Below are 12,258 nucleotides of genomic sequence, written 5' to 3'. Positions count from 1 at the left end.
GGGGCGAGCGGTGCGATCTGCGAGCATGGGGCCCGTGTCTGACCGCCTGAGCACTCTCGACAGCAGCTTCCTCGCGCTCGAGGAACCGACCACGCCGATGCATGTCGGTTCGGTCATGGTCTTCGACGCGCCGAGCGAGGGGTTCGACTACGACCGGCTCGTCGGCATCATCGAGCGCCGCATCGCCTACATCCCGCGCTACCGGCAGCGCGTGCGGCCCGTGCCCGGTCGCCTCGCCAACCCGGTGTGGATCGATGACGAGCGCTTCGACGTGACCTATCACGTGCGGCGCTCCGCCCTTCCCCGCCCGGGAGGTGACGAGCAGCTCGAGGAACTCATCGCGCGGATCCAACCGCGCCCGCTCGATCGCAGTCGCCCGCTGTGGGAGGTCTATCTCGTCGAAGGCTTGGCCGATGATCGGTTCGCCATCATCACCAAGACCCACCAGGCGCTCGTCGACGGTGTCCACGCCGTCGACGTCGCCCACCTCATCCTCGAGGACTCTGAGACCCCCGGCGCCGAAAGCGTCGACGACACGTGGCGTCCGAGCCGCGGACCCTCCCACACCGAGCTCGTTGTCAGTGCGCTCGCCGACACGGTGCGCACACCGAGCCAGATCGTCGACACGGTGCAATCCGGCATCACCGACGTCAAGGCCACGGCTGGCCGCGTGCTCGGCGCAGCGGGAGAGGTGGCCTCGACCCTGGCGCGCGCCTCCGCGAGCCCGGCGCCGACATCGCCGCTCAACGCCCGCGTCGGTCGGGCTCGCCGCTTCGTCATGGTGGGCACGGACCTCGAGGACTACAAGAAGATTCGCTCCCGGCTCACCAAGGGCGCCTTCGCCGACGAGGTGACGATCAACGACGTCGTCCTCGCCACGGTCACCGGCGCCTTCCGGACCTGGCTCATGACGCGAGGTGAGAGCGTGCACGGCGGGACGACCATTCGGGCGATGGTGCCGGTCAGCGTCCATGGTGACGACGACCAACTCTCCGCCGGGCGAGAGCTCAAGGCGTGCTTCGTGGACCTGCCAGTGGGGGAGCCGGGCGCGTCCATGCGGCTCCACCAGATCGCCTTCGCCATGAGGCAGCAGATGGAAGCCGGTCGCGCAGTCGGGGCCGACACCCTGTCCGGGCTCGGGGGCTTTGCGCCGCCGACGATGCACACGCTCGCCGCACGCCTGGGTGGCGCCATGTCACGTCGCCTCTACAACGTCGCGGTCACCAACGTCCCGGGCCCGCAGCACCCCCTCTATGTCGCTGGCGCCCAGATGGCCTCGACCTACCCGGTGATGCCGCTCGGTCAGTCCAAGGCCCTGTCGATCGGTCTGACCTCCTATGACGGTGGCGTCTACTACGGGCTCTATGCCGACCGTGACGCACTGCCCGATGTCGACGTGCTCGGTCAGTCGATCGTGGACGCCCTCCAGGAGCTGCTCGAAGCCCCGCGCTCCCGAGCAGCCCGCTGAAAGGACCCCCGTGCCCCTCGTTCGCGTCTATGTCCCGCTCGACCCCGCCGCGCTCGCGACCCTGAGCCAGACGGGCGAGCTCGGACCCGCCCCCGTTGCCGGACACTCAGCTCTCGCGCCCAGCACCCGTGCCGGGATCGGCAACGACGACGAGGAACGCGAGTATGCCGCGTGGTCGGCTGCCGCTGAGGACGCCGCCGATCGTGCCGCCGACGGTGGACGGCGCGTCATCGCCTCCGCCGACGTCGACGCCGCCGTGGTGCAACGCGGGGCGCCGGACGACACCGCGGTCGAGCTCGACTCGGTCGTCGCCCTCCCTCGGATCGCGTCCTTCCACGTCGACGAGGAGCCGGGTGGCGAGGTCTCGGATCTGCTCTGGTACGACGTCACCGAGCTCGACGACGTCGTCACTCTCCTCGGCAGCTAGCACCTCCAACATCCGCGCGGCTCCGTGCGACCATGGGATGCCCCCAAGCACCCCATGGAATCGAGGAAGCCACCGATGGACGCTGTGACCCAGGTCCCCGCTCCGATCAACGAACCGGTCCGCGACTACGCACCGGGCAGCCCGGAGCGCGCCGCTCTCGAGGTGGCCCTTGTCGAGGTCGGCAGCACCACGTGGGACCTGCCGCACACCATCGGCGGCAAGCGTGTCGAGGGTAACGGCAAGAAGATCGCGGTCCGCCAGCCGCACGCCCACGCCAAGGTCCTCGGCACGATCCGCGACGCCACCAAGGCCGACGCGCGCGCCGCCGTCGACGCAGCGCAGGCCGCGGCTCCCGAGTGGCGCGACATGTCCTTCGACGACCGTGCTTCGATCCTGCTCAAGGCCGCCGACCTGCTCGCCGGTCCGTGGCGCGCCAAGGTCAACGCCGCGACGATGCTGGGACAGAGCAAGACGGCATACCAGGCAGAGATCGACGCCTCGTGTGAGCTCATCGACTTCTGGCGCTACAACGTCCACTTCGCCCGCCAGATCCTTCAGGAGCAGCCTTCGGCCAATGCCCCCGGCATCTGGAACCGCACCGACTACCGCTCCCTCGAGGGCTTCGTCTACGCGATCACGCCCTTCAACTTCACCGCCATCGCGGGCAATCTTCCGACCGCGCCGGCGCTCATGGGCAACACCGTCGTGTGGAAGGCGTCGCACACGCAGCAACTCGCGGCGCAGTTCGTCATGGAGATCCTCGAAGAAGCCGGGATGCCGCCGGGTGTCATCAACCTCGTGACCGGTCACGGCACCGAGGTCAGCGACGTCGTCCTCAGGCACCCCGAGTTCGCCGGCCTGCACTTCACCGGATCGACCCGCGTCTTCCAGAACCTGTGGCAGGAGATCGGGTCCAACCTCACGACCTACCGCCACTACCCGCGCATCGTCGGTGAGACCGGTGGCAAGGACTTCATCCTCGCCCACCCCAGCGCCGACCCCGATGTCGTGCGCACGGCGATGATCCGTGGCGCGTTCGAGTACCAGGGCCAGAAGTGCTCCGCCGCGTCACGGGCGTTCATCCCGCGCAGCGTCTGGAAGGTCATCAAAAAGGACCTGGTCGAGCTCACCGAGAGCCTGACCGTCGGCGACGTCACAGACCTGTCCAACTTCATGGGCGCCGTCATCGACGACCGGGCGTTCGCCAAGCACAAGGCGGCGATCGACCGGGCCAAGGCCACGAGCGGCATCGACATCGTCGCGGGTGGGACCTACGACGACTCTTCGGGCTACTTCGTGCGCCCGACGATCATGGTCGGCGAGGACCCGCACGACGAGATCTTCACGACCGAGTACTTCGGTCCGCTGCTCTCGGTCCACGTCTACCCGGACCGCCAGTTCGACAAGGTCATGGACATCATTGATTCGGCCTCGGCCTATGCGCTGACCGGCTCGATCATCGCGCAGGACCGGGCCGCCGTCGCCAAGGCGTCGCACCGGCTGCGCTTCGCGGCCGGCAACTTCTATGTCAACGACAAGCCCACGGGCGCTGTCGTCGGTCAGCAGCCGTTCGGTGGTGGCCGTGCGTCGGGCACCAACGACAAGGCTGGCTCGGCGCAGAACCTCCTGCGCTGGACGAGCCCGCGCTCCATCAAGGAGACGTTCGTGCCGCCGAAGAACCACACCTACCCACACATGGGCTGAGCTCCAACTCGAGCTTCAGCTGACGCGCTGGCGGAGCAGATCGGTCTCGGTCTGCGCCGCCAGCGCGAGTGGCTCGGAGGCAGCCTTCTCGAGCTTGCCGCCGATGAGCGGAACGCTCACCTTGAGCTCCCCGCTGATCTCCTGAACGCTCCCAGAAGCGGTGGGGGACAACCGAACCGTCCCCTTGAGGGTCATCGGTGCACCCTTGATGTGCACCTGCAGATCGCCCGTGCGGGTGCCGTCTGCGGCGGGCGGCCCCCACACCTGGATCTCTGAGATGGTCAGGGTCGACCCCACAAAGGACCGTGCGATGTCCGGCAGGTCGTCCGTGGGGAGCACGCGCACACTCGTGATCTTGGTCTGATCCACCGTGGTCGACACGTTCGACGACCAGTCACCGGTCGTGGTCGCCTCACACTTCGCATCCTGGAAGTCCTGAGTGCTCATCACGGCCCAGACCTCGTCGGCGGTTGCGGGGTACTCGGCTCGATGGGTGAACTTCACCTGGATCTCCTCACGTGGCGGGGACCTGATCCTCTCATCAGCGGCTTTCACCCGAGGCGCAGGTTGCCCGCAAGTTCAGCAAGGTCGCGGGTCGACGTGAGGAGTTCCGCGAGGAGCCGGTCACGACGGCGCCGATGCTGCGCGGTGAGTCCGTCGAGTTCGGCCTGCAGACTGCTCACGTGTGCTGCTCGGTCGTTGCTCGCCTCGAGGTCGGCCTCGCCGGTGACACCCCACCCGAGACCCACCTGGCCGCCTTCAATGACGAGCCCTGCGGTGCTGGCAGCGTCGACCACCCGGCGTGCGCGAGCCTGCAGCTCACTCAGCTCCGCGGCATACGCCTGCAGTGCAGCGCCGACAACGTCGGCCTGGCGTCCGCCTTCGGCGAGGGCCGCCGTCGAACGCTGCCCCTCCTTGCGGGTGCGCACGGAGGTGGACGTGCCCCAAGCGTCCTTGAGCGACAGGTATGCCGTGGTGCCACGAGCGCTCGCGCCGGCCAGATCGCGAGCGGCCTGACGCGCCGCCGTGCCAGCGGCAGCGAGCGAACCGGGGTCGCCGGGAAGCTGGCCCTTCATCGGTGCGCCGCGGGGTGGGTGGAATCGTGGTGCCGACGGCTGGCGTCGTGCTGATCGACGGTGTCCAGGTCGACGGTGGCCTGATCGCCGAGCCGGGTCGAGACGCGCGACAGGGTCGACAGGTGTTGGCCCGTGACCTCGTCGACCGCGCGCAGAAGGTCGACGACCTGGTCGACCCAGGCATCGACCGTGACTTGTGCGTCGGGCTCACCCATGACGACGAGGCAGGACAGCAGGTTGTCCTCGACGGCTGCCGTGGTGTCGGACAGGCCCTCGAGAACGGCGCTCACCTCGGTGAGAGCTGGGGAGTCGACGGGCCTGCGCACCTCGTCACTCTAGTGCTCAGCAGTCACTCGACCGACCCCTCATCCACAGCCCCGCCAGGGTGAGTAGTCTCGGTCTCGGACACAGAGTTGTGTCCCGCCGAAGGCCATCGGCGACGCCGCCACCAAAGGATCTGCAGCGCACCATGACGGAGTCATCGGTCCAGCCCCGATCGACCACGCTCGACCCCATCGTCACGGCGTTCGCCGACCTCGATGACCGGCCTGACGGGCCTGTCGTCGTGAGTCGCTACTACCGCCATGTGCCCGACGAGGAGCTCAGCAGCCGATCCGCGAAGGCCCTCGCCGGAACGGTGAAGTCCCACCTTGAGATCGCGCAGACGCGCGTTCCGGGCGAGGCAGCGGTTCGGGTGTTCAATCCCACGACCGAGACCGACGGTTGGTCGAGCGCTCGCACGGTCATCCAGATCGTCACCGATGACATGCCCTTCCTCGTCGACTCCGTCACGTCAGCGCTCGTCCAGCGTGACATCGACATTCACCTCGTGGTTCACCCGCAGCTGCGCGTCCGACGTGATGCGGCGGGGCAACTCCTCGAGACCTGCGACGAGGACTGCGCCACCGCCACGTCTGCCGCCGGGGGGTCCGGGGTCCTCTCCGAGTCCTGGATCCTCCTCACCATCGACCGAGAGAGCGAGCAGAACGGGCGCGAGCAGCTTCGGGCGATCCTCGAGAACGTCCTCGGGGACGTGCGCGAAGCGGTCGACGACTGGCCCAAGATGCGCACCCGATCCCTCGTCATCGCGGCCGAGCTCGAAGGGGCGCCGCCAGCCGGCGTCGACCCCGACGAGGTCCTGCAGGCCGTGGCGTTCCTGCGGTGGATGGCCAACAACCACTTCACCTTCCTCGGCTACCGCGAATACGCCCTTGAGGCGACCGACGAGGGCGATGTCATCCGCCCGCTGAGCGGCACCGGACTCGGCATGCTGCAGCAGGACCCTCCCGCAGACAAGCCGCTCACCCCGCTGTCTCCGCAGTCGAGTCGCAAGGCACGCGAGCAAGGGGTTCTCGTCCTCACCAAGGCGAACTCGCGCTCGACGGTGCACCGTCCGGCATACCTGGACTACGTCGGCGTGCGGACCTACTCCCCAGACGGGCAGACGCTGGGCGAGAAGCGTTTCCTCGGGCTCTATGCCTCGACGGCCTACACCGAGTCGGTGCTGCGGCTGCCCGTCGTGTCCGAGAAGGTCGCCGCGGTGCTCGATCGATCCGGTCTGGCGGCTGACTCCCACACCGGCAAGGACCTCGTCGAGGTCCTCGAGACCTACCCCCGTGACGAGCTCATCCAAGCCAGCCCGGAGCAGCTCTACGAGACCGCCATGGCGGTCACCCAACTGCAGGAGCGACGCCGGACCAAGCTCTTCCTTCGTGAGGATGACTTCGGGCGCTTCGTGTCGTGCCAGGTCTACATTCCGCGCGACCGCTACAACACCGGCGTGCGCACCCGCATGGCCGCAATCCTCAAGGATGCCTTCGGTGGTGAGAGCGTCGAGTTCACCGCCAGCGTGAGTGAGCGAGCCCTCTCCAGGCTGCAGTTCGTCGTCCGGGTCCCGGCCGGTGAGCGCGTCCAGCCTCTGGACGACAACGAGCGCACCGAGCTCGAGCGCCGACTTGTCGAGGTGAGTCGCAACTGGTCCGACCGTCTTGGTGATGGTCTGCGCGACCGGCTCGGCGAGGTCGAGGGTGACCGCCTGCTCGACAAGTTCGGTCGCGGATTCCCCACGGGTTACGAAGAGACGTTCTCGGTGGTCCAGGGTGTTGCCGACCTGCACCACCTCGACCGGCTGGGTGACGACCGGCGCACGAGCGTCGCCCTCTATCGGCCGACGGGCTCGGCGCAGACCCTTCGCCGGTTCAAGCTCTTCCGCATCGATCCGTTGTCGCTCACCGACATCCTGCCGATCTTCACCGACATGGGCGTCGAGGTGATCGACGAACAGCCCTACGAGGTCACGCGTTCCGACGGTGCGATGCTGCACGTCTACGACTTCGGTCTGCAGGTCAACGACCCGCAGGTCTGGGCGGGCGTGTCCCACGAGGATCTCCGTGACCTGTTCGAGAGCGCTGTCCTCGCGGTGTGGGACGGCCGGGCCGAGTCCGACGGCTTCAACCAGCTCGTCCTTGCGGCCCGCCTCACCTGGCGCCAGGTCGTCATCCTGCGCACCGTCGCGAAGTACCTCCGACAGACACAGGCGACCTTCAGCCAGTCCTACTTCGAGGACGCCCTCGTCTCCAACCCCGCGATCGCCATCGGCCTGGTCGCATTCTTTGAGGCACGGTTCGACCCCGACCGTTTCGACGGCGGGGCGAGCGAGGAACGCGCGGCCGCAGAGCAGGAGATCGCGGAGCGCATCACGGGTGCCCTCGACGACGTCAGCTCTCTCGACGAGGATCGGATCATCCGTTCCTTCCTCGCCGTGATGCAGGCGACCCTGCGCACCAACTTCTTCCAGTCCATCACTCCTGACGCCGATGCCGAGCCGGAAGGCGAGACCGAGGGGGAAGGCGAGACCGAGGGGGAAGGCGAGACCGAGACCGAGGGCGAAGCGGAAGCCAAGCCCTACGTCTCACTCAAGCTCAACCCCAAGGCGATACCTGACCTCCCGGCCCCGCGGCCGGCATACGAGATCTGGGTCTACAGCCCCCAGGTCGAAGGTGTGCACCTGCGCTTCGGGTCGGTGGCCCGCGGTGGCCTGCGATGGAGCGACCGGCGCGAGGACTTCCGCACCGAGATCCTCGGTCTGGTCAAGGCGCAGATGGTCAAGAACGCCGTCATCGTGCCCACCGGATCCAAGGGTGGTTTCTATGCCAAGAAGCTCCCCGACCCTGCCCTGTCCCGCGAGAAGTGGCTCGAGGAGGGACAGTCTGCCTACCGCACCTTCATCTCGGCACTGCTCGACCTCACCGACAACCGTGTGGGCACCGAGATCAAGCCGCCCGAGCGGGTCGTCAGGCACGACGGGGACGACCCCTACCTCGTGGTGGCCGCGGACAAGGGCACAGCCACGTTCTCCGACATCGCCAACGGCGTCGCACAGTCCTACGGCTTCTGGCTCGATGACGCCTTCGCATCGGGTGGCTCCGCCGGCTACGACCACAAGGCCATGGGCATCACCGCCCGCGGCGCGTGGGAGTCGGTGAAGCGGCACTTCCGCGAGATGGGTGTCGACAGTCAGTCGCAGGACTTCACCGTCGTCGGCGTCGGCGACATGAGCGGCGACGTCTTCGGCAACGGCATGTTGCTCTCGGAGCACATCCGCCTCGTTGCAGCCTTCGACCACCGACACGTCTTCATCGACCCCGATCCCGTTGCCGCACAGTCGTTCCAGGAGCGGACGCGCCTGTTCGAGCTGCCGCGATCCTCGTGGGACGACTACGACCGATCGCTCATCTCGGCGGGCGGTGGTGTGTTCCCGCGCACCCTCAAGTCCGTCGCGATCACACCTGAGATGCGTGCGGCACTGGGTCTGCCCGAGGACGCAACGACGATGACCCCAACGGAACTCATCCACGCGATCGTCCTGGCGCCTGCCGACCTGTTCTGGAACGGCGGCATCGGCACCTATGTCAAGGCATCGAGCGAGGACCACCTCGCCATCGGCGACCGGGCCAACGACGCCATCCGCGTCGACGGCAACGAGCTCCGGGTCAAGGTCATCGGTGAGGGCGGCAACCTCGGGCTCTCCCAACTCGGGCGCATCGAGGCGGCCCTCTCAGGAGTGCGCGTCAACACCGATGCCATCGACAACAGTGCGGGAGTCGACACCTCCGACCACGAGGTCAACATCAAGATCCTGCTCGGTGACGTCGTCCGTCGCGGTGACCTCACCACTGACGAGCGCAACATCTTGTTGGCGTCGATGACCGACGACGTGGCTGACCACGTCCTGCGCGACAACTACGAGCAGAACGTCCTCCTCGGCAACGCCCGGGCGCAGGAGGTCTCCATGGTCCCCGTGCACATGCGGCTCATGGGCTGGCTCGAGGAGCGGGGTGAGCTCGACCGGGCGCTCGAGTTCCTGCCGACCGACGCCGAGATCGAGAAGCGCGCGTCCGACGGCATCGGCCTCAAGTCGCCCGAGTTCTCGGTGCTCGTGGCCTACGCCAAGCTCGCCCTCAAGAAGGACATCCTCGAGAGCGACCTCCCCGACGACCCCTACTTCGAGGCGACGCTGGCTCACTACTTCCCGGCGGCGCTGCGCGAGGCGTATGCCGCGGAGCTGGGTGAGCATCCGCTGCGCCGCGAGATCGTCACGAACTCCGTGGTGAACTCCATGGTCAACCGAGGCGGCATCACCTTTGCCTTCCGTGCGCACGAGGAGGCTGCGGGCAGCCCGGAGCAGGTGGCCCGCGCGTTCATCGTCTGCCGCGAGGTCTTTGACCTGCGCGGTCACGTCGAAGCCGTCGAGGCGCTCGACAACATCCTGCCCACGTCGGTCCAGACCGAGCTCTATCTCGAGTTCCGACGGCTGCTCGATCGGGCGGTCCGTTGGCTGTTGGCCGCCCGTCCCAACCGCCTCGACATCACCACCGAGGTCGAGCGGTTCGCTGCTGTCGTCGCCGAGCTCTCGCCCCGCATCCCCGAGCTGCTCCAGGGGACAGAGCGCGAGCGTGTCGTGGGCCAGGCTGCTCACTGGGAGGCTGCCGGGGTGCCGGTGGAGCTCGCTCAGCGGGCGGCGTCTCTCCTCGACTCCTACTCGCTGCTCGATGTCGTCGACATTGCCTCCGACCTTGACCGCACGCCGGGCGATGTTGCCGAGGTCTACTTCCGCATGTCCGAGCGCTTCGGCATCGACGGCATGCTCACCCGCGTGGCACGGCTCCCGCGGGACGACCGTTGGGATGCGCTGGCTCGCGGCGCCCTGCGAGACGACCTCTATGGCGTCCTCGAAGCCTTCACCCGCAACGTCTTCGAGTTCGAGGATGACCTCGACGGTGACGGCACGGTCACCGCCGAGGAACGCATCGAGTCGTGGAGCCGAGCCAACGCCGATGGTGTGGCTCGAGGCGCAAGCCAGCTCACCGGCATACGTTCGCTGGAGAAGCCCAACATCGCGGCACTGTCGGTTGCGCTCCGGGCGCTCCGGTCCATGGTCCGCTCGGGGAAGTGAGCGTCCCACGACCTAGGCTCGGCTCGTGAGCACCCTTGCCGAATCCCTCCGGGCCTCGACGACCCTGGAGGACGCCGACATCGAGTGGGTCCACCTTGTCGTTGGTGACTGGCAACTCATCGCCGATCTGTCCTTCGCCGACCTCGTTCTCTGGGTCCCCTCGGGCCTTGACGGATGGCTTGCCGTGGCCCACGTGCGGCCCAACACGGGACCGATGGTCTTCTATGACGACGTCGTCGGCAGGACCTCCGGGCGCTGGCGCGACCCCATCCTGGACGAGGCCTACCGGCATCGTCGGATCGTGGCCGCTCGTGAGCCTGAGCAACAGGGTGAGACGGCAGTGCGCGAGCAAGCCATCCCGGTGGTCAAGGAGGGCCGCGCGCTCGCGGTCATCACCCAGCACGCCAACGTGGTCACGGGTCGGACCCCGAGTCGGCTCGAGCTGACCTATCGCCACCTCGCCGCCGCCCTGACCCGGATGATCGCGGCGGGGGAGTTCCCGAGCACCGCCGCCCCGACCGGCGCCCGACGAGGCGCACCCCGCGTGGGTGATGGTGTCTTCCACCTCGACGTCGACGGGGGAGTGCTCTATGCCAGCCCCAACGCGATCAGCGCCATCCATCGGCTCGGGCACCGCGGGGACGTCATCGGCGAAGTGCTCGCGACCGTCGTCGCCGAGCTGCTGCAGTCGTCGGGATCGGCGGTCGACGAATCCCTTGCCGTCGTCATCACGGGTCGAGCGCCCTGGTGGACCGAGGTCTCGACGCAGTCAGCCACCGTCACGTTGCGAGCCATCCCGCTCACCGCGGGAGGTAGTCGCGACGGTGCGATGCTGCTCCTGCGCGATGTGTCAGAACTGCGTCGGCGCGAACAGGAGCTCATCACCAAGGACGCGACAATTCGTGAGATCCACCACCGGGTCAAGAACAACCTCCAGACGGTGGCCGCGTTGCTGCGCCTGCAGTCGCGACGCGTCCCGGACCAAGGAGCCCGCAATGCTCTTGACGAAGCCGTCCGGCGTGTCGGGACGATCGCCCTCGTTCACGAGACCCTCAGTCAGGGCATCGACGAGACGGTCGACTTCGACGAGATCGCGGTCCGCGGACTGCGGGCCGTCGTCGACATCGCGGTCACCGAGCATCGAGTCGACTCAATGGTGCTCGGGTCCTTCGGACGGATGCGCGCCGAAGATGCGACCTCGCTGGCGATGATCGTCTCCGAGCTGGTCCAGAACGCCGTCGAGCACGGGCTGGCCTCACGGGGTGGATCAATCTCGATCGAGGTGGAGCGAGCCGAGGTGGAGCAAGGTGTCGACGGACTCACTGTCACCATCACCGATGACGGCACCGGACTGCCTGCCGGCTTCCGGCCCGTCCTCGCAGGGCTGGGCACCCGGATCGTCACTTCTCTCGTCCAGGACCTCCAGGGCAAGATCCGCTGGGAGCCGGCGTCACCCCAGGGCACGCGCGTCGAGTTCACCGCCCGTTTGCGTCCGCTGACCCGCCACTAGGTCTGGTCTGTTCTGTCGCGCTCGGCGGTGACTCAGGCGCGGAGTATGCCGCCCGCTCACCACGCGTTCGAACGCCCGACTTGCCGGGAGAGACAAGAGCGGCCTCGCCGCAATGGCGAGGCCGTCGAGTGTCGTGCTGTGAGTCAGCCTGCGCGACGAGCGCGGGCGTTGCGACGCTTGAGTGCGCGTCGCTCGTCCTCGGAGAGTCCGCCCCAGACGCCAGCGTCCTGTCCGGACTCCAACGCCCACTTCAGGCAGGTGTCAACGACTTCACAACGGCGGCAGACAGCCTTGGCCTCCTCGATCTGCATGATCGCCGGGCCGGTGTTCCCAATCGGGAAGAACAGCTCGGGATCCTCATCGAGGCAGGCAGCGCGGTCGCGCCAATCCATGGGTGGTGCTCCTTGTCCGTGGAGTTCAGATGGTGCTGGCCGCTTGCAGGGGTGAGCAAGGACCAACCGGGGTTGCGTCCTTGCAAACCAAACGGACGTAGACACACAGACGTCCGAACCTTCAGTCTAGACCCCACGACCCAATTCCGCAGGCGTTCGGTGGTATGACGTCCGATTTTCATGGCGACCAAGATTTCGAGCCTAGACCCTCCGGCGGATCTTCGTC

At 67.5% G+C, this 12,258-nt stretch carries 9 protein-coding genes; 5 read left to right on the top strand and 4 right to left on the bottom strand.

Translation table 11 applies throughout. The annotated features are described in order from the left end of the window. Positions 1-34: 34 nt before the first annotated feature. From V6K52_RS14330 to pruA, 3 genes are all read left to right on the top strand, one after another. Positions 35-1,468: a wax ester/triacylglycerol synthase family O-acyltransferase gene (locus V6K52_RS14330; RefSeq protein ID WP_353950789.1), complete on the top strand. Its 1,434-nt coding sequence runs from the start codon at positions 35-37 to the stop codon at positions 1,466-1,468. 10 nt (positions 1,469-1,478) lie between these two features. Continuing rightward, positions 1,479-1,895, top strand: coding sequence for a hypothetical protein (locus V6K52_RS14325; protein WP_353950788.1), 417 nt, complete (start codon positions 1,479-1,481; stop codon positions 1,893-1,895). Positions 1,896-1,970: 75 nt separating this feature from the next. Continuing rightward, on the top strand, positions 1,971-3,599 hold the full coding sequence (gene pruA, locus V6K52_RS14320; RefSeq protein ID WP_353950787.1) for an L-glutamate gamma-semialdehyde dehydrogenase: 1,629 nt from the start codon (positions 1,971-1,973) through the stop codon (positions 3,597-3,599). Between the two features lie 15 nt (positions 3,600-3,614). Here the strand turns inward: pruA and V6K52_RS14315 are convergent, their stop codons facing one another. The 3 genes from V6K52_RS14315 to V6K52_RS14305 are packed head-to-tail and all read right to left on the bottom strand — an operon-like array spanning position 3,615 to position 5,001. Next, positions 3,615-4,103: a DUF2505 domain-containing protein gene (locus tag V6K52_RS14315; protein ID WP_353950786.1), complete on the bottom strand. Its 489-nt coding sequence runs from the start codon at positions 4,101-4,103 to the stop codon at positions 3,615-3,617. 47 nt (positions 4,104-4,150) lie between these two features. Continuing rightward, positions 4,151-4,675 carry a hypothetical protein gene (locus tag V6K52_RS14310; RefSeq protein WP_353950785.1) on the bottom strand — a complete coding sequence of 175 codons (525 nt, stop codon included), beginning with the start codon at positions 4,673-4,675 and terminating at the stop codon, positions 4,151-4,153. Beyond that, complete coding sequence (locus V6K52_RS14305; RefSeq protein ID WP_353950784.1) at positions 4,672-5,001, bottom strand: hypothetical protein; 330 nt, start codon at positions 4,999-5,001, stop codon at positions 4,672-4,674. Before V6K52_RS14305 ends, V6K52_RS14310 begins: the two co-directional genes overlap by 4 nt. Before the next feature lie 143 nt (positions 5,002-5,144). Here V6K52_RS14305 and V6K52_RS14300 point away from each other — a divergent pair, with 143 nt between their 5' ends. Together V6K52_RS14300 and V6K52_RS14295 are read left to right on the top strand one after the other, a co-directional pair. Continuing rightward, the gene (locus V6K52_RS14300) at positions 5,145-10,130 is read left to right on the top strand and encodes an NAD-glutamate dehydrogenase (protein WP_353950783.1); all 4,986 of its coding nucleotides are present in this window, start codon (positions 5,145-5,147) and stop codon (positions 10,128-10,130) included. A 25-nt stretch (positions 10,131-10,155) separates the two neighbouring features. Further along, positions 10,156-11,640, top strand: a complete 1,485-nt coding sequence (locus V6K52_RS14295) for a sensor histidine kinase (protein WP_353950782.1) — start codon at positions 10,156-10,158, stop codon at positions 11,638-11,640. A gap of 143 nt (positions 11,641-11,783) precedes the next feature. On the opposite strand, the gene V6K52_RS14290 is transcribed toward V6K52_RS14295, so the two are convergent. After that, complete coding sequence (locus V6K52_RS14290; protein ID WP_035905910.1) at positions 11,784-12,032, bottom strand: WhiB family transcriptional regulator; 249 nt, start codon at positions 12,030-12,032, stop codon at positions 11,784-11,786. Positions 12,033-12,258: the final 226 nt, after the last annotated feature.

Source organism: Knoellia sp. S7-12 (assembly GCF_040518285.1).
GTDB lineage: Bacteria > Actinomycetota > Actinomycetes > Actinomycetales > Dermatophilaceae > Knoellia.
The sequence above is the reverse complement of the archived record's forward strand: the minus strand, read 5'-3'. Positions and strand labels throughout refer to the sequence as shown.

Coding starts and splice junctions, on each gene's coding strand:
- V6K52_RS14310 (WP_353950785.1), bottom strand. CDS start 4,675: ATGAAGGGCCAGCTTCCCGGCGACCCCGGTTCGCTCGCTGCCGCTGGC.
- V6K52_RS14290 (WP_035905910.1), bottom strand. CDS start 12,032: ATGGATTGGCGCGACCGCGCTGCCTGCCTCGATGAGGATCCCGAGCTG.
- V6K52_RS14300 (WP_353950783.1), top strand. CDS start 5,145: ATGACGGAGTCATCGGTCCAGCCCCGATCGACCACGCTCGACCCCATC.
- pruA (WP_353950787.1), top strand. CDS start 1,971: ATGGACGCTGTGACCCAGGTCCCCGCTCCGATCAACGAACCGGTCCGC.